Source organism: Martinezella dioscoreae (genome assembly GCF_009176305.1).
In the GTDB taxonomy this organism is placed as follows: domain Bacteria; phylum Pseudomonadota; class Alphaproteobacteria; order Rhizobiales; family Rhizobiaceae; genus Rhizobium; species Rhizobium dioscoreae.
The window spans coordinates 907,332-931,574 of record NZ_BLAJ01000001.1; the positions used below are offsets into that span (position 1 = coordinate 907,332).

Annotated in this window: 21 protein-coding genes; 9 read left to right on the plus strand and 12 right to left on the minus strand. The window is 59.9% G+C overall.

What is annotated here, in order from left to right:
- The first annotated feature begins 273 nt into the window (after positions 1 to 273).
- On the plus strand, positions 274 to 2,109 hold the full coding sequence (locus GDN47_RS04405; protein ID WP_152092656.1) for an aminopeptidase P family protein: 1,836 nt from the start codon (positions 274 to 276) through the stop codon (positions 2,107 to 2,109).
- A 60-nt stretch (positions 2,110 to 2,169) separates the two neighbouring features.
- On the opposite strand, the gene GDN47_RS04410 is transcribed toward GDN47_RS04405, so the two are convergent.
- Together GDN47_RS04410 and GDN47_RS04415 are read right to left on the minus strand one after the other, a co-directional pair.
- On the minus strand, positions 2,170 to 2,481 hold the full coding sequence (locus GDN47_RS04410) for an AzlD family protein (RefSeq protein WP_113390616.1): 312 nt from the start codon (positions 2,479 to 2,481) through the stop codon (positions 2,170 to 2,172).
- A gap of 2 nt (positions 2,482 to 2,483) precedes the next feature.
- Positions 2,484 to 3,206, minus strand: coding sequence for an AzlC family ABC transporter permease (locus GDN47_RS04415; RefSeq protein ID WP_152092657.1), 723 nt, complete (start codon positions 3,204 to 3,206; stop codon positions 2,484 to 2,486).
- A 234-nt stretch (positions 3,207 to 3,440) separates the two neighbouring features.
- Here GDN47_RS04415 and GDN47_RS04420 point away from each other — a divergent pair, with 234 nt between their 5' ends.
- Positions 3,441 to 3,692 carry a DUF2164 domain-containing protein gene (locus tag GDN47_RS04420; protein ID WP_145316753.1) on the plus strand — a complete coding sequence of 84 codons (252 nt, stop codon included), beginning with the start codon at positions 3,441 to 3,443 and terminating at the stop codon, positions 3,690 to 3,692.
- A 7-nt stretch (positions 3,693 to 3,699) separates the two neighbouring features.
- Here GDN47_RS04420 and panB read toward each other — a convergent pair whose 3' ends face one another.
- From panB to GDN47_RS04435, 3 genes are all read right to left on the minus strand, one after another.
- Positions 3,700 to 4,521 (minus strand): 3-methyl-2-oxobutanoate hydroxymethyltransferase, encoded by an 822-nt coding sequence (gene panB / locus GDN47_RS04425; RefSeq protein WP_152092658.1) that lies wholly within the window; start codon positions 4,519 to 4,521, stop codon positions 3,700 to 3,702.
- A gap of 1 nt (position 4,522) precedes the next feature.
- The gene (gene panC, locus GDN47_RS04430) at positions 4,523 to 5,398 is read right to left on the minus strand and encodes a pantoate--beta-alanine ligase (RefSeq protein ID WP_113332930.1); all 876 of its coding nucleotides are present in this window, start codon (positions 5,396 to 5,398) and stop codon (positions 4,523 to 4,525) included.
- Between the two features lie 211 nt (positions 5,399 to 5,609).
- A complete protein-coding gene (locus tag GDN47_RS04435) occupies positions 5,610 to 6,314 on the minus strand; it encodes an SDR family oxidoreductase (protein WP_152092659.1) in 705 nt (234 codons plus the stop codon).
- A gap of 124 nt (positions 6,315 to 6,438) precedes the next feature.
- On the opposite strand from GDN47_RS04435, the gene gcvA reads away from it, so the two are divergent.
- Complete coding sequence (gcvA, locus tag GDN47_RS04440) at positions 6,439 to 7,326, plus strand: transcriptional regulator GcvA (RefSeq protein WP_145632619.1); 888 nt, start codon at positions 6,439 to 6,441, stop codon at positions 7,324 to 7,326.
- 156 nt (positions 7,327 to 7,482) lie between these two features.
- Positions 7,483 to 8,880 (plus strand): hypothetical protein, encoded by a 1,398-nt coding sequence (locus GDN47_RS04445; protein WP_152092660.1) that lies wholly within the window; start codon positions 7,483 to 7,485, stop codon positions 8,878 to 8,880.
- Between the two features lie 6 nt (positions 8,881 to 8,886).
- Here GDN47_RS04445 and GDN47_RS04450 read toward each other — a convergent pair whose 3' ends face one another.
- The 4 genes from GDN47_RS04450 to GDN47_RS04465 all read right to left on the minus strand — a co-directional run bounded on the left by GDN47_RS04450 (position 8,887) and on the right by GDN47_RS04465 (position 12,836).
- A complete protein-coding gene (locus tag GDN47_RS04450) occupies positions 8,887 to 9,972 on the minus strand; it encodes a glycosyltransferase family 4 protein (RefSeq protein ID WP_145632625.1) in 1,086 nt (361 codons plus the stop codon).
- A gap of 81 nt (positions 9,973 to 10,053) precedes the next feature.
- The gene (gene pncA, locus GDN47_RS04455) at positions 10,054 to 10,677 is read right to left on the minus strand and encodes a bifunctional nicotinamidase/pyrazinamidase (RefSeq protein WP_152092661.1); all 624 of its coding nucleotides are present in this window, start codon (positions 10,675 to 10,677) and stop codon (positions 10,054 to 10,056) included.
- Positions 10,678 to 10,788: 111 nt separating this feature from the next.
- The gene (locus GDN47_RS04460; protein WP_152092662.1) at positions 10,789 to 12,072 is read right to left on the minus strand and encodes a sugar MFS transporter; all 1,284 of its coding nucleotides are present in this window, start codon (positions 12,070 to 12,072) and stop codon (positions 10,789 to 10,791) included.
- Between the two features lie 233 nt (positions 12,073 to 12,305).
- Entirely contained in the window at positions 12,306 to 12,836 is a 531-nt protein-coding gene (locus GDN47_RS04465) for a TetR/AcrR family transcriptional regulator (protein WP_233789756.1), read from the minus strand.
- Between the two features lie 229 nt (positions 12,837 to 13,065).
- Here GDN47_RS04465 and GDN47_RS04470 point away from each other — a divergent pair, with 229 nt between their 5' ends.
- Positions 13,066 to 13,803 carry an SDR family oxidoreductase gene (locus GDN47_RS04470; RefSeq protein ID WP_113332937.1) on the plus strand — a complete coding sequence of 246 codons (738 nt, stop codon included), beginning with the start codon at positions 13,066 to 13,068 and terminating at the stop codon, positions 13,801 to 13,803.
- Between the two features lie 132 nt (positions 13,804 to 13,935).
- On the opposite strand, the gene GDN47_RS04475 is transcribed toward GDN47_RS04470, so the two are convergent.
- Complete coding sequence (locus GDN47_RS04475) at positions 13,936 to 14,571, minus strand: glutathione binding-like protein (RefSeq protein ID WP_113333134.1); 636 nt, start codon at positions 14,569 to 14,571, stop codon at positions 13,936 to 13,938.
- 148 nt (positions 14,572 to 14,719) lie between these two features.
- Here GDN47_RS04475 and GDN47_RS04480 point away from each other — a divergent pair, with 148 nt between their 5' ends.
- The gene (locus GDN47_RS04480) at positions 14,720 to 15,082 is read left to right on the plus strand and encodes a winged helix-turn-helix transcriptional regulator (RefSeq protein WP_113332938.1); all 363 of its coding nucleotides are present in this window, start codon (positions 14,720 to 14,722) and stop codon (positions 15,080 to 15,082) included.
- Here GDN47_RS04480 and GDN47_RS04485 read toward each other — a convergent pair.
- Both GDN47_RS04485 and GDN47_RS04490 read right to left on the minus strand, forming a co-directional pair.
- Positions 15,062 to 15,346, minus strand: coding sequence for a GIY-YIG nuclease family protein (locus GDN47_RS04485; RefSeq protein WP_113332939.1), 285 nt, complete (start codon positions 15,344 to 15,346; stop codon positions 15,062 to 15,064). The two genes, GDN47_RS04480 and GDN47_RS04485, sit on opposite strands and share 21 nt — an antisense overlap.
- A gap of 360 nt (positions 15,347 to 15,706) precedes the next feature.
- Positions 15,707 to 18,172, minus strand: coding sequence for an ATP-dependent helicase (locus GDN47_RS04490; protein ID WP_152092663.1), 2,466 nt, complete (start codon positions 18,170 to 18,172; stop codon positions 15,707 to 15,709).
- A gap of 363 nt (positions 18,173 to 18,535) precedes the next feature.
- On the opposite strand from GDN47_RS04490, the gene GDN47_RS04495 reads away from it, so the two are divergent.
- From GDN47_RS04495 to GDN47_RS04505, 3 genes are all read left to right on the plus strand, one after another.
- On the plus strand, positions 18,536 to 19,702 hold the full coding sequence (locus GDN47_RS04495) for an efflux RND transporter periplasmic adaptor subunit (RefSeq protein WP_113332940.1): 1,167 nt from the start codon (positions 18,536 to 18,538) through the stop codon (positions 19,700 to 19,702).
- Positions 19,699 to 22,854, plus strand: coding sequence for an efflux RND transporter permease subunit (locus GDN47_RS04500; protein WP_371865486.1), 3,156 nt, complete (start codon positions 19,699 to 19,701; stop codon positions 22,852 to 22,854). Before GDN47_RS04495 ends, GDN47_RS04500 begins: the two co-directional genes overlap by 4 nt.
- Before the next feature lie 245 nt (positions 22,855 to 23,099).
- A complete protein-coding gene (locus GDN47_RS04505; protein WP_113351992.1) occupies positions 23,100 to 24,113 on the plus strand; it encodes a flagellin N-terminal helical domain-containing protein in 1,014 nt (337 codons plus the stop codon).
- The last annotated feature ends 130 nt before the right edge of the window (positions 24,114 to 24,243 follow it).

The following is a 24,243-nucleotide window of genomic DNA, read 5'->3' on the forward strand; positions in this document are numbered from 1 at the left end:
CGCCGACGTGGCAGGGGGGAAGCTTCATGGGAGCTATGCATGATATGCATGTTTCGTGCCGTGAAGTTGTCATATTCGAACTGGCATGCTCACGAAATGGGCGGATTCGTTAACGGCCGCAGTTGGGATAGACTGCTCTTATGTGGTGAGATGTGCCTGTAATCACGCATATCGTCCCAGGGATCGAAAATCACGTCGCACTTCCGATTGTGATGCTCTAACATACTGGCAATATTCAGTTTCACGGAATCTCCACCAGTCTCGGATCAGCTCATGTTTCAGTCTTTCGACGTCACTTCCACCCCGCAATTCGGTCGCGAGCGTGTCGCCGGTTTGCGCGCTGCCTTTGGCGATCTCGGCATTGACGGCTTCCTGGTGCCGCGGGCCGACGAGTATCAAGGCGAGTATGTGCCTAAATGCTCAGAGCGTCTCGCATGGCTTACGGGCTTCACAGGATCGGCGGGTGTTGCGCTTATCACACACTCCCAGGCCGTGGTCTTTGTGGATGGCCGGTATGTGACGCAGCTTGCCGAACAGGTGGACCGCAGCGTTTTCACCGGTGGCGATCTGGTGAATGAGCCGCCGCATGTCTGGCTGCCGCGTCATGCGAAGAAGGGCTTCCGGCTCGGTATCGATCCATGGCTGCATACGGGTGCGGAAGTGCGCCGGCTGGAAAAGGCGCTGGCTGAGATCGACGGCAAGCTCGTCTTCCTGCCCCATAATCCGCTCGACAGGCTCTGGACGGACCGGCCGGCCGAGCCGCTGGGCAATGTGATCATTCAGGACATCGCTCAGGCCGGCATCCTCGCCAAGGACAAGCTTGCAACGATTGCAAGCGGCCTGAAGGAAAAGAATCTCAAGGCGGCGCTGATTACCGACCCGTCTTCCGTCGCATGGATCTTCAATATCCGCGGCAGCGACGTGCCGCATACGCCGCATCCTCTGGCTCGCGCCATCATCTATGCCGAAGGAGAAGCGGCGCTCTTCCTCGACAAGCGCAAGACCAAGGTCGAGGCCGAAGCCTATCTCACGCAGATCTGCAAGCAGCTGCCGCCTTCCGAACTTACCAAGCGCCTGGCCGCTGCGGCTGCGAATGGCGGGCGCATACTGGTGGACCCGGATCTCGCTTCCTATGCCTTGACCGATATCATTCGTCGTGAAGGTGGAGAGGTCGTCGAGGGCAGTGATCCCGCCAAGCTGCCACGTGCCTGCAAGAATGCCGCCGAAATCAACGGATCGGCCGCGGCGCACCTGCAGGATGGGGCTGCGATGGTCGAATTCCTTTATTGGCTGGAGACGAGCAAGCCGGGAACGGTAACCGAAATCGCCGCGGCAGAAAGGCTGGAAGCCTGCCGTACCCGCGTCGGCGAAAGCATGCAGAACCCGCTCAAGGACATCTCCTTCGATACGATCTCCGGTGCCGGCGAGCACGCGGCCATCATGCATTACCGCGTGACGACGGCGAGTGACCGGCTGATCCAGGCAGGCGAGTTGTTCCTCATCGATTCAGGCGCGCAATATATCAACGGCACCACCGACATCACCCGCACCGTTGGCATCGGTGCCGTGTCGGAAGAGCACAAGCGTCTCTTCACGCTGGTCCTGAAGGGAATGATCGCCATCAGCACGGCGCGTTTCCCGAAGGGTACGCGCGGCTGCGATCTCGATCCGCTGGCGCGGATCGCGCTCTGGAAGGCGGGCGTCGATTTCGCGCATGGCACGGGTCACGGTGTCGGTTCCTATCTCTCCGTCCATGAAGGCCCGCAGCGCATTGCGCGCCTTGCCGTGCAGGAGTTGCTTCCTGGCATGATCCTGTCCAATGAACCCGGCTATTATCGTCCTGGTCACTTCGGCATTCGCATCGAAAACCTGATCTATATTCGTGAGCCGGAGGAGATCGAGGGTGGTGACATGCCGATGCTCGGCTTTGAGACTTTGACCTTTTGCCCGATCGACCGCAGTCTGGTTCTCGTCGAGCTGCTGACACACGAGGAGCTGCATTGGCTGAACGAGTATCACGCCCGGACGCGCGAAGCGCTGATGCCGCTGATCCATGATCATGATGTACGGGCGTGGCTGGAAAATGCCACGCTCGCGCTCAGCCATTGAGAAAGCTCAGCCATTGAGAAATATGGACCTCATCCGATCTCGAAAGGGATGGGGTCCGTCTCAAGCGCCTATGGAATGGCGCCATGCCATGACAACGATCCATCCGGCGACCAGCATATAGGTCGATGGATAGCGCAGGCCGACGAGAAGGGCGGCAAACATTGCCACCTTCGTGTCCCAGCCACCGATGAAGAAGGCGGGTGCGACGAGGGTCGTGAGTACGGCGGCGGGCACGGCATTCAGCGCGGCTTCGACACGCGGTGGAATGCGGGTCATTTTGACGATCAGGATATAGCCGCCGATGCGCGTCAGGAAGGTCACCACCGCTGCAGCCGCAATCAGCAGAACCATATGCGAATTGAAATCGAACATGGTCAGACCTCGTGACTTTCGTGCGCGAGATCGGGTTTGCGGTTCGCTTTCACCGGCGGCAGCAAGGCCGCAAGCGTGACGCCTGCCAATGCGCCGATGCTGACATGCCAGGGCGAGCCGACATAGCGATGGGCGATGGCTGATGCTACGGCACTGACCGCCACGACAGGCAGGAAGTTGTCGCGCGTACGGAAGCCCATGACGATGCCGAGGAAATAGACCGGCAGCAGAATGTCGAGGCCGATGGCCTTGGGATCGCCGATGAAACTGCCGAGAAGGCCGCCGATCAGGCTCACCACCACCCAGGGAATATAGATTACCGCCGCAAAGCCAATGTACCAGGCGAAGGTTACGGGCTTGCCGCTTTCATGGCGCTTGATCGTCTCGGCAAATTGCGGATCGACCAGCAGGAAGAAGGTGAAGAATTTCTCCACTGCGGAAAAGTGCCTGATGTAGCGAGCGATCGCCGCCGAATAGAGCACATGGCGGAAGTTCACGGCGAGGATCGACAGCACGATGAGCCAAGCCTGAACATTGTGGCCGAAGAGGTCGATGCCCACCATTTGGCTGGCGCCGGCATAGACGGTACTGCTCATCAGGGTTAGTTCGCCAAGGGACATGCCCTGATCGCGCGCCAGCGCGCCGAAAAGGGCGCCAAAGGGTGCAGCAGCGAGGCCGACGGGAATGCCGCCCTTCAAGCCTTCAAGAAATTCCGCGCGACTCATGGTCCGCTTTGTCCTTTGTGGGAAATCCGGCGCTCTCGCCAAGATGTCGTGTCGAGGGCGGGCATTCCGCATGGAAGCAACGATGGTTGCACCCTTGCGCATTTGCTGCCGCGCTGTTCAATGGCCGGAGGTGTAAGCCGTGCCTTTAGAGCCAGCAATTGAATTTCCTTGATGGATCAATTGATTTCCTTGATCCAGCACTTGGAGCCGCTCGCAAAAATGGGAGATGGAAAGATGAAGAAGATCACTTTTGCGAAGGAGGAGAAGGCAGCCATGGTCGCCCGCCTTCAGCGCTATTTCGCCGACGAGCTGGATCAGACGCTCGGCTCGTTGCCAGCCGAATTCCTGCTCGATTTCTTCACCGCAGAGATCGGGCCTTACTACTACAATCAGGGCTTGCGGGATGCCCATGCGGCATTGATGAGCAAAATGGAGGATTTCGGCGAAGCGATCTATCTTTTGGAGAAGGAGCCGGCCAAGAGCTGAGGGCGGTTCACTTTTTTGGCTGAAACGTATGCTCAATAGCCGGGAAAGTGCGGGCCTTCACTTCCTCGGCATATGCTTCAGCCGCTTTCGAGATCATGGGCGCCAGCTCTGCGAAATGCTTGACGAAGCGCGGCTTGAAATCGTTGAACAGGCCGAGCATGTCGTCGGAAACGAGGATCTGGCCATCGCAGGCGGCAGATGCGCCAATGCCGATAGTGGGAATGGCAACGGCGGCGGTAATCTCGCGGGCGAGCGGCTCGATCGTGCCTTCTATCACCATTGCGAAGGCGCCGGCGTCCGAGATCGCCTTGGCGTCACGCCGGATCTTGTCTGCTTCCTTGTCCGAGCGTCCAAGCGAGCGATAACCGCCGGTCGTATTCACCTGCTGCGGCATCAGGCCGACATGGCCGAAGACCGGAATACCGCGAGAGGTCAGGAAGGCCACGGTTTCAGCCATTTCCTCGCCACCCTCCAGCTTCACGCCATCGCAGCCGGTTTCCTTCAGGATGCGCGCGGCACTGCGGAATGCCTGCTCCTTCGATTCCTGATAGGAGCCGAAAGGCAGGTCGACGGTAACGCAGGCATGATTGGCGCCACGCATGACGGCCTTGCCGTGGGCGATCATCATCTCCAGCGTGACGCCGACGGTCGTTTCCATGCCGTAGAGTACCATGCCGAGGGAATCGCCCACGAGAAGCAGGTCGCAATGCGGATCGAGCAGGCGGGCGATCGGTGTCGTATAGGCCGTCAGGCTGACGATCGGGCGCGTGCCCTTCATCGCCTCGATGGCGGCGGGCGTTATGCGCTTGGCATGTCCGACAGTGCTCATCTCAGGCGGCCTTTTCGTTGTTTGATGGCTTGCGGCCGATGACCCGGTTGTCTAGCAGACGAGTGGTACCGATGCGGACGAACAAGGCAATGAGGATTGGCTGCCCCTGCAGTTTGCTCAATGGTTCCAGCGTTTCAGGATGGCGAACGGCGGCGACTTCCACGGTCGCGAGCGGCTCCTTTTCGATGAAAGCGCGCAGCGCCTCTTCGAGTGCGGCGGGGTCATTCACCCCGAGATCATATAGTCGCTCGGCTTCCGCCAATGCCTTGGGAACGATAACCGCGGCGGCACGCTCTTCCTTCGACAGGTAGACATTGCGCGAGGAGAGGGCCAGGCCATCCGCATCGCGAACGGTCGGCACCGGTACGACCCGGACGGGCTGGGCCAGATCCTCGACCATGCGGCGGATGATCGTTACTTGCTGATAATCCTTCTCGCCGAAATAGGCGCTGTCGGGCAGGACGATATTGAAGAGCTTGGTGACGACGGTGGCAACCCCGGCGAAATGGCCCGGGCGAACCGCGCCTTCCAGCTCCGCGCCAAGTTTCGGCACATCGACCACTGTTTGCATTGGACGCGGATACATATCCGTGACGCCAGGTGCGAAGAGATAGTCAACGCCGGCATCGCGCAACATGGCGCTGTCGCGTTCGAGATCGCGCGGATATTTCGCCAGATCCTCATTGGCGCCGAACTGCAGCGGATTGACGAAAATGGAGGTGACGACGACGTCGTTCTCGGCCTTGGCGCGGGAGACGAGTTCCATGTGGCCGGCATGCAGGTAGCCCATGGTAGGCACCAGGCCGATGCGCCTGCCGGCTTTGCGGTGTTCGCCAAGCCGTTCGCGTAGAGCGGCTATCGTGTGAACGATCTCCATCGTGGCACTCCTCCCCAAGCAATTCGTTTCCGCATTGCCCGTTTCCATCCCTAAAAATTGCCGGGACTTCTAACGTGTGCAGTGCAGAAAGGCAATTCGCTCGCGGCCGGCCAACCAAGGCGATATAATCTCCGCTATCCCGCTCCAAACAAAATCGCTCTCCCAAGTGGTGCCTGCGAGAGCGAAAGCGAGATAATGCTGTCTTGCGTAGCTAGACCGAGCGCATCAGGCCGCCGTCGACCTTGAGATTCTGACCGGTGATGTAGCCGGCGCCGTCTGAGGCGAGGAAGGCGACGGTGGCGGCGATCTCTGCGCTGGTGCCGTAGCGCCGCATCGGCACGCTGTCGCGGCGTTCTTCGGTCGCCGGCAGGCTGTCGATCCAGCCGGGTAGGACGTTATTCATCCGCACATTGTCGGCGGCGTAGGTGTCGGCGAAAATCTTCGTATAGGAGGCAAGGCCAGCCCGGAATACCCCCGAGGTCGGGAACATTGGCGATGGCTCGAATGCCCATGCCGTGGAGATGTTGATGATCGCGCCGGTTTTCTGCTTCTGCATGATGGGGGCGATGAGGCGTGTCGGACGGATGACGTTCATGAGATAGACATCGAGGCCGGTGTGCCATTGTTCGTCGGTAATCTCGAGGAGCGGGGCGCGCGGGCCGTGGCCGGCGCTGTTGACGAGCACATCGATGCGCGCCCATTTTTCCATCGTCGCATCGACCAGGCGCTTGAGATCGTCGTTAGATTGGTTGGAGCCGGTAACGCCAATACCGCCAAGCTCCTGAGCCAGCGCCTCACCCTTTCCGGAGGAGGAGAGGATGGCGACATGGAAGCCATCGGCCGCAAGGCGCCTAGCGCTTGCAGCGCCCATGCCGCTGCCGCCGGCAGTGATCACAGCCACTTTTTCTATCGACATGGGTCCTTCCTCCTTCATCTCGTTCCACTGGAACCGATTGCTTCGAAACTACCGATGAAATATCATTACCCTCGCGCGAGAGCGAAGCAGATAAATTCCCGTTTGCCAGTAGAAAAACTATCGCATGAATGGTTCGCCCGGTAAACTTCCCTCTCTGAATGGCCTAAAGGCATTCGAAGTGGCTGCACGCCATCACAGCTTCAAGCTGGCGGCCGAGGAGCTGGGGGTTACGCAAGGAGCGGTGGCTCAACAGGTGAGAGGGCTGGAGGCGGAGCTAGGCGTAAAGCTGTTCGAGCGGATGCCGCGGTCTTTGGTGCTAACGGGCGAGGGGCGGGGCTATATCGCCGATATCAGGCGCGCTTTCGAAATCATCGCTCAAGCGACCAGCGACCTCGAGCCGCAACCCGTAAGGCTCACCATCAGCACCACGCCGACATTCGCATCGAAATGGCTGATCCCGCGCCTGCCGGATTTTACGGCTCGTCATCCCGATCTCGATCTTCATATCCTCGCCACGGACCGTATGTCGGGCTTTCAAGCGGATGGAGTGGATCTTGCCGTTCGATATGGGCGACCGCCTTTCGGGCCGGGGTTGGCGACCGAACTGCTTTTCGAGCAAGAGATCATCGCCGTTTGCAGCCCGACGCTGCTGCATCACCGAAAGTCACCGAAGACGGCGGAAGAACTCGCCGACTACGCGCTTCTCCATGACGCCCATAATTCCTGGCCAGAATTTATCGACAAGCATTTCGGGCGGGCAGTCCACGCCTCCTATAAAGGGATCAGCTTCAACCAGACATCGCATGCGATCGAAGCGGCCATTGCGGGGCAGGGAATCGTCCTCGCCAACCGCGATTTCGTGGCGCGAGATATGGTGGAAGGCCGTCTGACGCAGGTTATCCAGGGGTCGCTAAGCGGTCCATCCGACTTCTATCTCGTCTGGCCGCGCTATCGCAAATCCGCAGCGCTTGAGACGGTGATCGACTGGATGAGGGGAGAAGCGAGCAGGTAATAGTGGATACTGCTCGGTGGTGCGACCGTGGAAGTTTTCATCGCTGGAAGGCCGCCGGCTGGCAACGTGGCGCATCAAGCGCGATCGCGCTGCCGAATGCTGCAATTGCCTTCCGGGGTTAGTGCTTTCCTCAATCTTTTGCTGTTAGCTGCCGCCATGGCAAAGATCGTGGCGTTGGCGGCATATTTCTATCAGGCGGCGGTGGCTTTCGGGCTGCTGATCGCGGTGGCACATCTGCTGGCTCCGGCGGACTATGCGGCCTATTCGCTGTTCATCTCGATCAGCCAGTTTGCAGCGATCCTCTGCTTCGAGTGGGTTCGCTTTGCCTGCAGTCGCTTCTATCCGGGGCAAGGGCCAGGGAGCGAGGCACTGGAGCGCAAGGCGCTGACGGTAGAATTCGCGGCATGCTCGGCAATCTGCCTGATCGCCGCTTCCGTCTCGATCCTCTTTTCGGTCTCGGCAGAGATTGCCGTGCTTGGCGGCCTGGTTGCGATCTTCCAGGGCGGGAGCGACCTGCATCTCACCATGCTGCGCTTCCGTCAGGAATTTCGCGTCTTCTCGCGGCTGCAGGGGTCGCGCGCGACGATTCTGACAATCGGCACGCTTGCGGGCGCTGCCGTTGCTCCGACTTTCACATGCACCGTCATCGGTCTGATGGCCGGCTATCTTGCCTATGGGCTCCTTGCCGCTTTTCTGAGCCGCAACAGTCTTCACGAGGCGGCTTCGTTCGAGAAGGTGCTGGTACGCAAGCATTTCGTCTATGGCAGCGTTGCCGCGAGCGCCTCCATTATCGGCATGTTGACGCCGTTGGGATTGAAATCGATTCTCACGGCCACGCTGGGAGCGGGTGGCGCTGCCGGCGCACTTCTGGCGCTTGATCTGCTGCAGAGACCCTTCGTCCTGATCGTCTCTGCGCTGCAGGCCATTCAATATCCCGATGTCGTCACGACCTATGATCGCGATGGGCGGACCCCTGCCTTTGCCAAGCAGCTTGGGGAATATTACTCGTTGCTGACCGGTTTGACGCTGATGACCGCCGCCGGCATTTTCGCGCTGCTGCAGCCGGTCGGGCAATTGGTCATTGCCGCCGGTTTGCGCAAGGAGTTTCTTGCCGTCGCCCCCTTTGTCATCGGCCTTGCGACATGCCGCGCGCTGACGGCCAACATGATGCCCACCCCGGCGCATCTGCAGCATCGGCTATTGACGATCTTCCTGCTCGCGGCGCTGGATTGCGCGCTGCTGAATGCGGGCACGCTCATCGGCGGTTATCTCGGTTCCTTCGGCGATGCTGCCCTCATGGCCGGCGGCATGATTGGCGCGCTTTGTGCCATGACGATCGGCGTCAAGGTGATGATGTCTCTTGCCTTCGATTTCGTCTGGCCGCCCGTCGTTCTGTCGGGTATTGGGCTGGCCCTGCCGGTGCTGGCAACTGCCGGTTTTGGCTATTCGCTCTGGATATCTGTGGCTATCGGCGTTGTCGGGGGCGCGCTCTTCTGCCTGCTCAGCCTCTACAGCTACTTCGTCACCATGTTCCGGCCGCAGTCCCGGTCCTGAAATCTCTTAGAGATCTTCCAAAATGGACAGGACGCGATCTGCGCTGCCATCCCAGGAGAAGCGCGTAACGTTCTCATGGCCGCGTCGACGCAGATCCTGGCGCAATGTCTCGTCCGTCGCGATCCGCCGCATGGCGGAGACAAGTTCGTCCTGTCGGAAGGGATCGAAGTAGAGCGCGGCATCGCCCGACGCCTCACGCACGGCGGGAATATCGGCCGCGAGCACCGGGCAGCCCTGGGTCATCGCCTCCAGCGGCGGGATACCGAACCCTTCGTAAAGGCTCGGGAAAACGAAAGCTGTGGCATGGCGCTCCAGGGCGGCGATTTCTGCATCGGCGAGCCTGCCGGGGAAGAGCATGCTGTCGCTCGATTGCTGGTTGTCCGATTTGAACACGGTCGGTGCGGAGCCGCCGACGACCACGAGCTTCTGATTGATATCCTTGAGCGCCTCGAAAGCGCGAATGGCGAAATCGAGGTTCTTGTTCGGCTTCATCGTGCCGACGAGTAGGAAGAAGCCGTTGGTTTTCAGACCAAGCCGCTGCATGACGGCCTCATCCGGTTCGATGGCGGCGTAATGATCGACGGCATTGTAGACGACGTCGATACCGGTTGATGGCACCCGGAATACCGAGGCGAGCTCCTGCCGCGAGAATTCGGAGACGGTGCCGATCTTGGCGGTGCGCGTCAGCACGGTTCCAAGGGCGCCATGCAGCAGGCGGTAGCTGCGCTTGAAGGACTGCGGATGGCGGAAGATCGTCACGTCATGGATGACGACGGCCTGGCGGCGATGCAGAAGTGGGCCGCTGCCGCCAAAGCCGATGAGCCGACTGCCGCGCGAGTGTGAAAGCAGCGCTGTTTGCTCCCAGAGATGGCCGGGGCCGGAACCGAAACTATCGATTTCTATCGCCGAAAGCCTCATATCGACAGGCGTATTGCGCGGCACCGCCAAACGCCAGCGCACCCCTTTCAGGGAGGCAGGCAGCGCGCCTGAGGAGATCTTGCGATCGAGCGCGAGGGTCAATTCGCGCGCAAAGCGCTGTACACCGGACAGAGGCTGGCCGAGAAAACGCCCGTTGATGACAATCGACTGCACGCTAAAGATCCCGATATCTTATTGATGGGACATAGCTTGCACCATTTTATTTAGAGAAGGTTTAGCTTGCTTCGCGCGATTTTACGCAAGCGCGTCCTTGCTGCGGGCAATGGTGACGCCGCGGGCTCGCATCTCGTCAATGGCCGATTTGACGCCGGCGGGATCGATGCCTCGGCTGGCATCTTCGATGAAGCGGACTGTGACGCCGGGCAGCATTTCAACGGCATCGAGCGCCGAGAACTTGACGCAATAATCGGTTGCCAGCCCGCAAAGGTCGAGTTCGGTGACGCCTTTGTTGCGTAGATAGGCGGCCAGTCCGGTGAGGGCAGCCTGATCGTTGTCGCGGAAGGCGGAGTAGCTGTCGACGGCGGGATTCTGGCCTTTTTGCTGAATGAAATCGACGGCGGCCATATGGAGGTCGGGATGGAAGGCTGCGTCTTCCGTATTCTGAACGCAGTGGTCGGGCCACATCATTTGCGGCTTGCCTGACAGTGTGCCGATCTCAAAAGGTTTTTTGCCTGGATGAGTGGAAGCGAAGCTGCCGTGACCGGCCGGATGCCAGTCCTGCGAGGCGACGATGAGATCGTATTGGCCGCTGTCGATGAGCTTATTGGCGACGGGCACCACCTGGTGTCCCTCTGGAACTGGAAGGTTGCCGCCAGGGCAGAAGCCGTTCTGGATGTCGATGAGCAGCAGTGCTTTCATGAGACCTGTCCTTCCGTTTTGTTGCGCTGCACGATGTCAAGTGGCGCGCTTCGGATCAAGCCCTTTGCGCCCCGCCGATGAAGGCGGCGAGGCGCGATGGTTTGTGAAGGCTTATGCCGGCTTGTGGCCCTTGAGCCCATAGAAGGCAATGTAGACGTAGCAGATGATCGGCATCAGGAAGGCCAGGTGGATGCCGATCGTATCGGCAAGGCCGCCCTGGATAACAGGCAGGATCGCGCCGCCGACAATGGCAAGGCACAGAATGCCCGAGCCCTGGCTCGTATATTTGCCGAGACCGTGCAGCGCCAGGCTGAAGATCGTCGGGAACATGATCGAGTTGAAGAGGCCGATCGCCAGCACGGCCCACATGGCGACATGGCCTGTCGTCAGCACCGTCACCAGCAGGAGGATGATCGCGGCGACAGCATTGAAGGCAAGCGCCTTGCCGTCATCGATGTGGCGCATGATTGCCGAGCCGACGAAGCGTCCGACCATGGCGCCGCCCCAGAAATAGGAGACGTAATGGGCGGCATCGGCCTCGGAGAGATGAGCGATATCCGGCTGACTCAGGAAGTTGACCAGGAAGCTGCCGACGCTGACTTCCGCACCGACATAAACAAAGATGCCGACAGCGCCGAGCACGAGATGGCGGTATTGCCAGGCAGAGCCGCCGCCGCGCATTGGCTCGATGGTCTCCTCATCCTCGACTTGCGGGAGTTTAAGCGCCGCAAAGACGGCCGCGAGTACCAGGAAAGCGGCGGCAAGGAGCAGATAGGGGAATTTGACCGCGCCGGCTTCCGCAAGCCGCATGGCGTCGAGCTGTTCCGGTGTCGCGTTGGTCGCTGCAACAGTCGCGGCAGACAGGATCAACATCGCGCCGAAGTAGGGGGCAATCGTCGTGCCGAGCGAGTTGAAGGCCTGCGTCAGGTTCAGGCGGCTGGCGGCCGTATCCGGAGGTCCCAATACGGTGACATAGGGGTTTGCGGCAACCTGCAGGATCGTGATGCCGGTGGCGAGCACGAAAAGTGCGCCCAAGAAAAGGGCGTAGACGCGATACGTGGCGGCAGGAATGAACAGGGCGCAGCCGACAGCCGCGATCGCAAGGCCGACGACGATGCCCCATTTATAGGTGATGCGCTTCACGAGCGTGCCGGCAGGCAGCGATATGATGGAGTATGCGCCGAAAAAGCAAAGCTGGATGAGCATTGCCTGCGTGTAATTGAGCTGAAAGACGCTTTTCAGGTGCGGGACCAGAATATCGTTCAGGCAAGTAATGAAGCCCCACATGAAAAAGAGTGAGGTGAGTGCGATAAGCGCGAATTGGTAATTGCCCTGGCCTTGGTGTGCGGATGCACGCGCGCTGGTGGGCGCAGAGCTTGTTGCTGAGCCAGCCACTTTTTTATCCTCGGTTTTTGTTGTTGCCAGGCTTCGAGATTCGAGCCGGACGAAAGCCCGAACGGGCCGAAAGAAGAGCTGGCGGCGGCTTACCGAGATACCGCGGGAAACGCAGAATCCCGAAGCCGCTTCAATCGATATAATCGATTGGTCCGCTATTGGTAGCTTGCTAGGCATGCGGATTTTGCAATGCTGCAATGCAATCACTTGCAAGAGCGGAATGTCTGCGGACGTCAGTCGAGCCTGTGCAAATAGCCGAGAACGGCGCGTTTCACGCGCAGAGCCAGCTGGTATCTATCCTGGTCGCCATGCTCCCCGGCGGCATCCACCATTCCCTTGATGATGGCGACCACGTCGCGACTCGCCACATCGATATCGGCCTGCGGCGGCAGATCCGGCCGCAGCAGGGTTGCGCGGGTAAGCTCGAAGAAGCGCCTTTTGACCGCTTCGGTGGCGGCATCGAGCGGCAGGCGCGCTTCCTCGAAATCGAGCAAGCGGGCTAGCGCCGGCCGGCGAAGCTGCTGCTCGACGCAAGGGAGGATGAGCGCCGACAAGGCCTCGCTGCCCGTGGGCTTGTCGGCGGCAATTTCCGCCTCTGCGACGAGACGCGAAGTCTCGCGCAGGATCAAGGCTCCGATCAACGCATCCTTGCGCGGAAAATATTGATAGAGCGAGCCGACACTGACGCCGGCCTTTTCCGCAACGGCATTGGTGGAGAAGGCCTCATGGCCGTGCTCCTCCAAAATGCGAGCTGCAGCCTCCACGATCGCCTCGACTGTTGCGAGCGAGCGGGCTTGTCTTGGCGCTTTTCTCGGCGCGGCACGGCTATGGAGAGGGCCTTCGGACATGTTCCTGGAATGCGAGTAGCAAAAAGCGAATTATCGCTCATATTACAGTCCGCGACCCAACGAAACAAGCGTTTCAGCGACATGCCGGGATTGAGTTCCCAGGCATGGTCGAGAGCGCGTGTGCGAACGACAAGGAGATTGACGCATGTCCAACGAAATTAGAACGGCGATCGTAACCGGCGCATCCAAAGGGATTGGGGCAGCCATTGCGAGGCAACTTGCCGAAGACGGCTTTCAGACCGTCGTCAATTACGCATCGAGTTTCGGAGAGGCCTCCGATGTTGTTGCCGGCATTACGGCGGCAGGCGGTCGCGCGATTGCAATCCGTGCCGATGTTAGCGACGCTGCGGCAATAACGGCATTGTTCGATCGCACCGAAGCAGAGTTCGGCAGGGTCGATGTGCTCGTCAACAATGCAGGTATCAGCAAATTTTCGCCGCTGGCTGAGGTCTCGGATGAGGATTTTCAGCAGCAAATCGCCGTCAATCTGACAGGCACTTTCAACGGGATGCGAGAAGGGGCGAAGCGGGTGCGCGATGGTGGCCGCATCATCAATCTTTCCACGAGCATCATCGGTCACTATTCCCCCGGCAATGGCGTCTATGCGGCGACCAAAGCGGCGGTGGAGGCGATGACGCATATTCTTGCTAAGGAACTCGGCCCGCGCGGCGTCACCGTCAATGCGGTCGCGCCAGGGCCGATCGCTACCGAATTGCTGTTCAAGGGGCGGTCCGAGGCGCTGATCCAGCGGCTGATAAACGACATTCCGCTCGGGCGTCTCGGGCTGCCTGAGGATATCGCTCAGATCGTATCGTTTCTGGCCGGGCCGCAGAGCGGCTGGATCAACGGCCAGATCATCAGGGCAAATGGCGGACGCAACTGAGATAGAGCAGCGCGAGGTGTAGAAGCCTTTGCGGCAGAAGGATCGTTTCTTGCCACAAATCGCGACACCGAATGATGCCGCTGCGAGACCGGGACTGTCTCGCAGTGGCTTTCCCGTCGCTCCGTTGCGGGCTCAGTCGAATGCTAATCCTTCCTCGGCGATGGACTTCCGGACGGCGTCCCGTTGTCTCACGCGGCCATACCAAGCCTCGAGATTATGCAGCGCGTCGAAATGGATGCCGGCTTTGTAATAGGATTTCAACCACGGAGCCTGACCCCATCCTGTCAATGCAAACAGATAAGCGTCGGCAGCCGTGAATCTGTCGCCCATCAGGAAGGGACGATCGGCGAGATGCGCGTCGATCCATTGATATCGCTTTTCAAGCTTCGGCCTAGCGGTCTCGACGTAGTTTCCCGCAAGCCGCGCATAGAGAAGCGGAATGAACCCCTTGTGGATTTCCGTGGACAAGAAACCGAGCATTTCCTGCAGCTTGTAGCGCTCCATCGTGCCGGCGGCTGGTGCCAATCCAGCCTCAGGTTTCAGGTCGGCCAAATATTGCACGATCGCCGGTCCCTCCCGCAGAAGATTGCCGCCGCCGAGATCGAGCAGGGGGACATAGCCGTGCGGGTTGATGTCGTAGAAATCGAGGCCCGTTTCGGTCTTGTGGCTGGCGTGGTCGACTTTGATCAGATCCACGTCCAGGCCAAGTTCGTTGATGACGATATGGGGCGAGAGTGAGCAGCTTGCGGGCAGATAGTAGAGCTTCACGAGGGTCTCCATGGTGTTTCCGGTGCCAGCTTTCGCTCGGAAAGACTGGCGCGGAACCATGTAATCCCTGTAGTATAGAATAGTAAGAACGGAAAAGTTTGACATCTAGGTACAAAAATTATACCGCCATGCGCATGAGGTATGTGCGATGAAAAAGACTGTAACTGGCTGCTCCGTCGAGGAAGCGATGCATTTGCTGGGCGGCCGCTGGCGGCTGCTGATTGTGTCTTATCTGGTCGATGGACCCCAGCGTTTCAACGAGCTGAGGCGGCTGATGCCTGGCATTTCGCAGAGGATGCTGACGCTTGATCTGCGCGCGCTGGAGGAGGCGGGCCTGATCCGGCGGACGGTCTATCCGACGATTCCCGTGAAGGTGGAATATTCGCTGACGGAGGATGGGCGGCGGCTGGAGAAGGTGGTGGCTGTGGTGAAGGAATTTGGGCTTTGGTTAAAGGACCGGGATGCGCAGGGAATTGAAGAGCGTACGGCTTCACCAGAGCTCGTAGTATAAATCGCGCCAATCCGGATTTGTCTTTTCAACCAGATCGATTTTCCACTGGCGATACCAGCGTTTCAGCGATTTTTCGCGTTGTATGGCTGAAACGATGTCGGCGTGGTCTTCATACCAGACGAGCCGTGTGCATCCGTATTTCCAAGCAAAGCCCGGTGTTAGGCCTTCACGATGCTCGTAGATGCGGCGCTCGAGATCGGCGGTGACGCCGATGTATAAAGTGCCGCGTTTGTGGTTGGTGATGATATAAGTATATCCACCCATGCGTGTATGATGCTAGCTGAGAGGATGGGCGTCAAGAGGCTATTGGCGGGAGGTGAGCTGCTTCGCAAAGAATGCGCTTGCGTTTGCCACCCTATTATACCCCACGCTCCGTCATCCTCGGGCTTGACCCGAGGATCCAAGTACAAGCCTTGATGTTTATGCAAATTAGATCGCTGTGCGTGCCGGCAGCGACATCTACATTGCATGCTTGCTTGTGAGTGATGCATTCGATGGGAGCGCTTGTGCGTGGATCCTCGGGTCAAGCCCGAGGATGACGGAGTGTGTGGGTGGGAAGGATATCCACAATCAGCCTAACCGTTGATGGCCACCCTCTGGTCCCAAACCAGATAGCCTTGCCGATTAAACCCTCTCCACAAACCCATCCAGCACGCGCTTCTGCCCGGCGCGGTCGAATTCGATCGTTAGCTTATTGCCCTCGATCTCCGACACATTGCCGTTGCCGAATTTGATGTGGAAGACGCGGTCGCCGATGGCGAATTTGGAAGGTTCGGAGGAGGTGGATTTGGCCACCAGCTCGCCGTCGATGGTGCGCACTTTCGGACCGCTTTCGCCGTAACCGATGCGTTCGACGGCGTGGCCGGAGCGGCTGCCCCAGTTGTCGCGGGTCGCATCGTTGCGGTTGGCCTGGGCGCGCTTCCAGCCGGGGGTGGAATAGGTGTTGGCGAAGGGATCGGCCTTGTCGAAGCGGGATTGGCCGTAGCCGCCGCGGCCATATCCGCCATAGGACTGCTCTACTTCGGCGACCTGAACATGCGTTTCCGGCAGTTCGTCAAGGAAGCGGGAGGGGATCGTCGATTGCCATAGGCCGTGGATGCGGCGGTTGGAGACGAACCAGATGTGGCAGCGGCGCTTGGCGCGGGTGATGCCGACATAGGCGAGGCGGCGCTCTTCCTCGAGGCCGGCGCGCCCGCTTTCGTCGAGTGAGCGCTGATGCGGAAACAGGCCTTCCTCCCAACCGGGCAGAAACACGGTGTCGAATTCCAGACCCTTGGCGGAGTGCAGCGTCATGATGGAGACGGCGTCGAGATTTTCGTTCTGCTCGGCATCCATAACAAGGGCGACGTGTTCAAGGAAGCCGCGCATGGATTCGAAGCTGTCCATGGAGCGGATGAGTTCCTTGAGGTTTTCCAGACGTCCCGGCGCTTCTGCCGATTTGTCGTTCTTCCACATGTCCGTATAGCCAGACTCTTCGAGAATCTGCTCGGCAAGCTCAGTATGCGGCGTGTTTTCGAGCAGGCCCTGCCAGCGGCGGAAGGATTGCACGACGTCGAACAGCGCCTTGCGCGCCTTCGGCTTCATCTCATCCGTCTCGATGATGTCAGCCGCTGCCGCCAGCATCGGGATATCGCGCACGCGGGCGTAATCATGCAACGCACGGACAGTAGTGTCGCCGAGACCGCGTTTTGGCGTATTGATAATGCGTTCGAAGGCGAGATCGTCGGCCGGCTGGCAGACGAGGCGGAAATAGGCCATGGCATCGCGGATTTCGAGGCGCTCGTAGAAGCGCGGGCCGCCGACGACGCGATAGTTCAGGCCGAGCGTCACGAAACGATCTTCGAACTCGCGCATCTGGAAGGAGGCGCGCACGAGAATGGCGATGTCGTTGAGATTGTGCTTGTTGCGCTGGAGCTGCTCGATCTCTTCGCCGATGGCGCGCGCTTCCTCCTCGGAATCCCAGGAGGCGTGCACTTGCACCTTGATGTCGTCCGGATCGGAGCGGTCGGTGAACAGTGTCTTGCCGAGCCGGCCTTCATTATGGGCGATCAGATGCGCGGCGGCACCGAGAATATGCTCTGTGGAGCGATAGTTCCGCTCGAGCTTGATGACCTTGGCGCCCGGAAAATCCTTCTCGAAGCGGAGGATATTGTCCACCTCCGCGCCGCGCCAGCCATAGATCGACTGGTCGTCGTCACCGACGCAGCAGACATTCTGCGGCTCGCCTTTCTGCCGCTGCGCCAGCAGGCGCAGCCACATATATTGCGCCGTGTTAGTGTCCTGATACTCATCGACCAGGATGTAGCGGAAGCGCTGGTGATAATCCTTGAGGATATCAGGATTCTGCCGGAACATATTGATCGGATGCAGCAAAAGGTCGCCGAAGTCGCAGGCGTTCAGCGTCTTCAGGCGGTTCTGGTAGGCGGCATAGAGCTCGCGGCCCTTGCCATTGGCAAAGGCGCGGGCGTCACCCTCCGGAATATCGGCGGGGCTCAGACCCTTGTTCTTCCATGTGTCGATCATGCTGGCAAATTGCTTGGCCGGCCAGCGCTTGTCGTCGAGCCCTTCGGCCTGGATCAGTTGCTTGATCAGCCGGACGACATCGTCGGTATCGAGAATGGTGAAGCTGGAGGTGAGGCCGACCAGCTCGGCATGGCGGCGCAACAGCTTGACTCCGATCGAGTGGAAGGTGCCGAGCCAGGGCATGCCTTCGACTGCACCGCCGACCAGCAGCGCGATGCGCTCCTTCATCTCGCGGGCTGCCTTGTTGGTGAAGGTCACGGCGAGGATCTGGCTGGGGAAGGCGCGGTTGGTGGACAGGATATGCGCGATGCGCGTCGTGAGCACTCGCGTCTTGCCTGTGCCGGCGCCGGCAAGCACCAGAACGGGGCCGTCGAGCGTTTCCACGGCTTCCGCCTGTTCTGCATTGAGGCCTGAGAGATAATCGGGCCGGCGGCCGCTGTCGCGTGCTGCCATGGCGCGGGCCGCAATGCCGCCACCAATGCTGCCGGCAGCCGGCGCGGAACGGCGCGGCGCCACGTGCTCCGGCTCCTCGTCAAAGAAGGGAATATCGTCATGTCCAATGGTCATGCCGCCCAATGTAATGATTCTACCCCGAAAGGCAAAAGAAACGGGCCGAAACTAGAACAAAAAGTGCACATTCACAGGGCATAAGACTCGATCGACGGCTGTTTTCATGTGGAAACAGGTCGGCCCATTCACCGCGTAAAACGTCTCGTTGTCCGCACCAAGATTACAACTTTGTCATAATCTGTGGCGAAACTTGCGGCATATGCTCAAAAACACGATATTGCAGCAAATCGGGCACAATCTTGCTTTATAGAGCCGTCCGAGCCGAAATTGACCCCCGGTTAAGTGCGCTGGGTGGATGAGGGGTCACAAAAATCAACGACGCGATTTCATCGCCTCTGACACAACGAGCCGGAGACGTGCATGACCGCCTGGAAGCAGCTTTCCTTGTCTTTTTTCTTGCTGGCAGCTGGCATCGCCGCTGTCGTGGCCTTCATGCCCAGTGCGGTGGGCCTGCTGCAGAAGGTCGGCGTTCCCGAGACTGTCGTGGCCTGGATTGCTCCGCGCGATGGCGCGGCGGACGGAAAGGCGGAGACGCAGGCAAGTTCCGGTGGACGGCGCGGTCAGAACATACCGCTTGTCGTCACCGAGCCTGTGATCAGTGGTGTCGTCAACGATCGCCTGAGCGCGATCGGTACCGGCGACGCCATCCGTTCGGTCGTCGTCATGCCGCAAGCGGCGGGTACGATCCGGGAAATTCTCATCAAGTCAGGCGACAAGGTGAAGCAGGGGCAGGTGCTGGCGCGTCTCGATGACGACGAGCAGATCATCGCTCGCGGCCAGGCGGAAGTGGCGCTGAAGAGCGCTGTCGAAAAATCCCAGCTCTACCGCAATATCAAATCCACAGTCTCGCGTATGGATGTTTTCGATGCCGAGATCGTGGAGCAGGGCGCAAAGCTGGCGCTGCAATCGGCCGAGCTGGCGCTGAAGCGCCGCGATGTGGTCGCACCGATCGACGGGATTGTCGGTATCGTGCCTGTGGTCGTCGGCGACAATGTGACGACAATGACCAATATCGTGATGCTGGACGACCGCTCGGAAATCCTGGTGGATTACTGGGTGCCGGAGCGCTTCGCCAATACCGTCAAGGTCGACCAGCCGGTGGAAGCGACGTCGGTGGCATTGCCGGGGCGCGTATTTTCGGGCGTTGTCGAGGCAGTCGACAATCGTGTTGACGGCGCGAGCCGGACGCTGCGCGTGCGCGCCCGCATCGATAACGCCTCCGATGTTCTGCGCGCCGGCATGTCCTTCAATGTCGGCATGCGCTTTGCCGGCGAATCCTATCCCTCCGTCGATCCGCTCGCCGTCCAATGGGATGGGGCGGGTGCGCATGTCTGGCGCGTCGTTGACGGCAAGTCCTCGAAGGTGCGCGTCAGCATCGTGCAGCGCAATCCGGATGCGGTGCTGGTCCGCGGCGATCTCCGCAATGGCGATCTCATCGTCATCGAAGGATTGCAGCGCGTGACCGAAGGTGGCGAGGTTCGCTTTGCCCGCGATGTCGCCCAGGCCAAGGAGGTCATCACGCAATGATGACCGATGGCAACGATGTGGTGGATGCCGGCTCGGCAGCGGCCAAGCAATCCTTTACCGCACTCTTCGTGCGCCGGCCGATCCTGGCGCTGGTCTTCAACACGCTGATGGTCGTCGCTGGTCTTGCCGCCTATTTCGGCGTCGAAGTGCGAGAACTGCCCGATGTCGACCGTCCGGTCGTGACCGTCAGGACGGTATTCGATGGCGCATCGCCGCAGACGGTGGATCAGGAGCTGACGAAGATCATCGAAGGGGCGGTTGCCCGCGTCAGCGGCCTGAAGTCGGTTTCCTCCAGTTCCTCCTTCGGTCAGAGCCGGGTAACGCTCGAATTTTCCGACGCGACCGATCTTTCGGTTGCCGCCAATGATGTCCGCGACGCCATCGGTCGCATCACCGAACAATTGCCCGATCAGGCGGATGCGCCTCAGATCGTCAAGGCGGATTCGGATTCGCAGCCGATCATGCGGCTTGCCGTCACCTCGACCACGTTGACGATGGATGACCTGACACAGCTCGTCGACAAGGAGATCACCGACCGGCTGGCTTCGGTCGAGGGCGTCGCCGATGTCGAGCTTTACGGCGATCAGGAGAAGATCTTCCGCATCGATGTCGATCAGGCCGCCCTTGCGAGCCGAGGTCTCACCATCGGCGACCTGACGACGGCGCTTGCGACCGCAGCACTCGATGTACCGGCCGGATCGCTGAAGAGTGCGCGGCAGGATATCGTCGTGCGCGCCACGGCGGCACTACAGACGCCGGAGGATTTCTCCCGGCTGATCATCAAGAACCGCGTGCGGCTTTCCGATGTCGCCACCGTGACGCTCGGACCGAGGGACGGCACGACCGCGCTGCGTTCGAACGGCGTGCAGGGCGTTGGCCTCGGCATCATCCGTCAGGCGCAGTCGAATACCTTGAATATTTCCGAAGGCGTGAAGGCCGTCGTCGCGCAGCTGTCTAAATCGCTGCCCGAGGGTACGCGCATCGTTATCACCAGCGACGATGCCCTGTTCATTCAGGGGGCGATCCACGAGGTCGTGCTAGCGCTCGTCCTGTCGGCGTTGATCGTCACCGCAGTCATCTATCTTTTCCTGCGGGACTGGCGGGCGACGCTGATACCGGTCGTCACCATGCCGGTGGCGCTGATCGGCACGCTTGCCGCGCTCTACATGGTCGGTTTCTCGGTCAATATCCTGACGCTGCTGGCAATCGTGCTTGCGACCGGCCTCGTGGTCGATGACGCCATCGTCGTGCTCGAGAATATCGTGCGGCGCAGGGCGGAGAAGATCGGGCCTCGCGCTGCCGCTGTGCTTGGCACGCGCGAAGTTTTCTTCGCCGTCATTGCGACGACGGCCACGCTTGCTGCCGTGTTCATTCCGCTCTCCTTCCTGCCGGGGCAGGTGGGCGGCCTGTTCCGCGAATTCGGCTTCGTGCTTGCCTTCTCCGTCGGCCTGTCGTCGATCGTGGCGCTGACGCTCTGCCCCATGCTTGCCTCGCGCATGCTGACCAAGGAGATGCGCGAGGAGCATGGCGCGCTCGGGCGTTTCGGCGAGCTTTTCTCCGGTGTCTATCGTCGTACCCTCAAGGCTTGTCTCAATGCGCCTTTCGTCGTCATCGTCTTCTGCGCCGTGTTTTCGGCTGCAGCCGTCCTGGCGTTCATAAACGTCAAGAGCGAGCTGACGCCGAGCGAGGATAGGGCGATGGTCATGCTGCGTCTCACCACGCCGCAAGGCGCAGGCCTCGATTATACCAAGGATCAATTACAGCGCGTCGAAGAGCGGCTGCAGCCGCTGATGGACAGCGGCGACATACGAAATATCTACGCTATTTCAGGCATGAACAGCCAGAAGAACAGCGGCTTCATGGTACTGACGCTGGCCCCCTGGAGTGAGCGTCATCGTACGCAGCAGGATATTGTCACCGATATCAACAAGGCCATGGCAGGCGTGCCGGCTCTTCGCGGCAATGTCATCCAGGCCAACAGCCTGCGCATTCGTGGCGCCGGCAGCGGCGTGCAGATGGCGCTCATCGGTAACAATCACGAAGCGCTGACCGATGCAGCGCTGAAACTCGTGCAGAAACTCGACAAAACCGGCCAATTCGATACGCCGCGGCTGAACAACGAGCCGACACAGGCTCAGGTCTCCGTCACCATCGATCGTGAGCGCGCTTCCGATCTCGGGGTCGACATTTCAGGCCTTTCAGTGGCCTTGCAGTCGCTACTTGAGGGCCGCTCCGTCGTCGACGTATTCGTCGCCGGCGAATCCTATCCGGTGCTTCTGACGTCGACGATGCGGCCGATCGATGATCCCACGGATCTTGAAAACGTCTTCCTGAAGACCGGCGACGGCAAGATCGTGCCGATGTCTGTCATCGCGTCGCTGAAGGAGAATGCGGTTGCGCCGCAGCTGACCCGCGAGCAGCAGCTGGCTTCGGTTGCGATCACCGCCGGGCTCAAGAACGGCATGTCGCTCGGGCAGGCGGTCGAGGAGATCACACGGATCGCGACGCCACTCCTGCCGCCTGGTTCGCGGTTGATGCCGCTCGCCGAAGCGGCGACACTGGAGGAAAATTCCAGCGGCATGGCCCTGACCTTCGGTTTTGCCATCGTCATCATCTTCCTGGTGCTTGCCGCGCAGTTCGAAAGCGTGCTGTCGTCGGTCATCATCATGTCGACCGTGCCGCTCGGCCTTGCCTGTGCCGTCTTTGCGCTCGTCATCACCGGATCGAGCCTCAACATCTACAGCCAGATCGGCCTGGTGCTGCTTGTCGGTGTCATGGCCAAGAACGGCATCCTGATCGTCGAGTTCGCCAATCAGCTTCGCGACAAGGGCGAAAGCGTGCGCGAGGCGATCGAAAAGGCCTGCGCACTGCGTCTGCGCCCGGTCATGATGACGATGATCGCGACCATCCTTGGCGGCGTACCGCTTGTCTTTGCCGAGGGGGCCGGCGCAGAAGCGCGCGTTGCTCTCGGCTGGGTCATTGTGGGCGGCCTTGGGTTTGCGACCCTGATCACGCTTTACATCACACCCGTCGCCTATCTTTTGATCGCCCGCTTTGCCAAGCCACAGACGCATGAAGAGCAGCGCCTGCATGACGAGATGTCGGATGCGGCGCTGCGCGCGAAGCTCGCCAATCTTCGCGCGGCGGAGTAGATCGGCACCGGCAGGTTGGTCCGTTGCAGGCGTTGCGCTTATTTATGGTAAATCAGGGGTATCGTTTAGCGCTTTTTTAAGCATGTTTGCTAATCATGTCGGTATGTAACCGCTGGAGCGCAGGTGTTGTTTTGCCTCGCTCCCCGTTCGCCGACACGCTCGGCCCGCGCGCATGAGCGCCCGCGGCAAGGTTCCGATGTCTCCTTGTATTTGTTGCGTATTGTTGCGTCCGGAGTTCATGTGCCGTGAGTATTTTTTCGACCTTCATCAGGGTCAGTCCCTCTGTGAATACAGCACTGGAAGTGCTGAGGGACACCCAGACCAAACTGGGTAATGCCGAGCGACAGATGTCGTCAGGCCTGCGGGTTCAGTCGGCCAGAGACAATGCCACCTACTGGAAAATCTCGACTTTGACGCATACCGACATCGGCGCGATTTCGTCGGTTCAGGATGCGCTCGGTCTCGCCGCCTCGACCGTCAGCACCGCTTCCACGGGTGTCGGTAGCGCGATCGATGTCGTGACCGAGATCAGGACGAAGCTCGTCAGCGCCTATGAGACCAGCGTCGACAAAACGACACTCAACGACGAGATCACCGAGCTCAAGCAGCAGTTGCGCAGCGTTGGGGAGTCGGCGACCTTCAACGGCGTCAACTGGACCGTGCTGCAAGATGGCGCGGACCCGACTGACCCCCATGAGATTCCAGGCTCCCTTATCCGGGGTACCAACGGCACCGTAACGATCGGCATGCTGAGCTATGCGGGCGTCAGCTCGACGACGGGGCCAATCACCTCGGCCGATGCGCGTTATCTGATCGACGATCAGTCAAGCGGCACCGGCGGATATGGCGTGCTGACGTCGACATCTTTCGCCACCGAAGCCGGAGCGGCTAAGAATTATGTGCTCATCAGCAGCAAAAACGGCAATACGAGCGGCCAGGTGGAGATTTCGCTCGATGCGAATACGAGTCGGGGCGCTATTGTCGACATGGTCAACACCGTGACGGGAATGCTGAACCAGCTCAAGACGATCGGATCCGCCTTCGGCTCCCTCGAGGCGCGTATCAATCTTCAGACCGAGTTTGCCAGGAATCTCAATGATTCGCTGACCAGCGGGGTCGGCAAACTCGTGGATGCCGATATGGAACAGCAGTCGAGCAAGGTTCTGGCGCTGCAGGCTCAGCAACAACTCGGGCTGCAATCTCTGTCGATTGCCAATGCGAGCTACAATACGGTTCTGCAACTCTTCCAGAACCATTGATTGCAGCGAACGGCTGAAATTGACGGGCTGGCGGGTGGATGGCGCCGCACGTCCGCATGCGCCGGCTTCTGCAAAAGCTCTGCTGACGCTCTATGCACAGGGGACAAGGGTCTGGATAAGATTTCTCTTC

Coding starts and splice junctions, on each gene's coding strand:
- GDN47_RS04495 (WP_113332940.1), top strand. CDS start 18,536: ATGACCGCCTGGAAGCAGCTTTCCTTGTCTTTTTTCTTGCTGGCAGCT.
- GDN47_RS04415 (WP_152092657.1), bottom strand. CDS start 3,206: ATGAGTCGCGCGGAATTTCTTGAAGGCTTGAAGGGCGGCATTCCCGTC.
- GDN47_RS04485 (WP_113332939.1), bottom strand. CDS start 15,346: ATGGGTGGATATACTTATATCATCACCAACCACAAACGCGGCACTTTA.
- panC (WP_113332930.1), bottom strand. CDS start 5,398: ATGGAGATCGTTCACACGATAGCCGCTCTACGCGAACGGCTTGGCGAA.
- pncA (WP_152092661.1), bottom strand. CDS start 10,677: ATGAAAGCACTGCTGCTCATCGACATCCAGAACGGCTTCTGCCCTGGC.
- GDN47_RS04480 (WP_113332938.1), top strand. CDS start 14,720: ATGAAAAAGACTGTAACTGGCTGCTCCGTCGAGGAAGCGATGCATTTG.
- GDN47_RS04490 (WP_152092663.1), bottom strand. CDS start 18,172: ATGACCATTGGACATGACGATATTCCCTTCTTTGACGAGGAGCCGGAG.
- GDN47_RS04470 (WP_113332937.1), top strand. CDS start 13,066: ATGTCCAACGAAATTAGAACGGCGATCGTAACCGGCGCATCCAAAGGG.
- GDN47_RS04410 (WP_113390616.1), bottom strand. CDS start 2,481: ATGTTCGATTTCAATTCGCATATGGTTCTGCTGATTGCGGCTGCAGCG.
- panB (WP_152092658.1), bottom strand. CDS start 4,521: ATGAGCACTGTCGGACATGCCAAGCGCATAACGCCCGCCGCCATCGAG.
- GDN47_RS04445 (WP_152092660.1), top strand. CDS start 7,483: ATGGCAAAGATCGTGGCGTTGGCGGCATATTTCTATCAGGCGGCGGTG.
- GDN47_RS04420 (WP_145316753.1), top strand. CDS start 3,441: ATGAAGAAGATCACTTTTGCGAAGGAGGAGAAGGCAGCCATGGTCGCC.
- GDN47_RS04500 (WP_371865486.1), top strand. CDS start 19,699: ATGATGACCGATGGCAACGATGTGGTGGATGCCGGCTCGGCAGCGGCC.
- GDN47_RS04435 (WP_152092659.1), bottom strand. CDS start 6,314: ATGTCGATAGAAAAAGTGGCTGTGATCACTGCCGGCGGCAGCGGCATG.
- gcvA (WP_145632619.1), top strand. CDS start 6,439: ATGAATGGTTCGCCCGGTAAACTTCCCTCTCTGAATGGCCTAAAGGCA.
- GDN47_RS04405 (WP_152092656.1), top strand. CDS start 274: ATGTTTCAGTCTTTCGACGTCACTTCCACCCCGCAATTCGGTCGCGAG.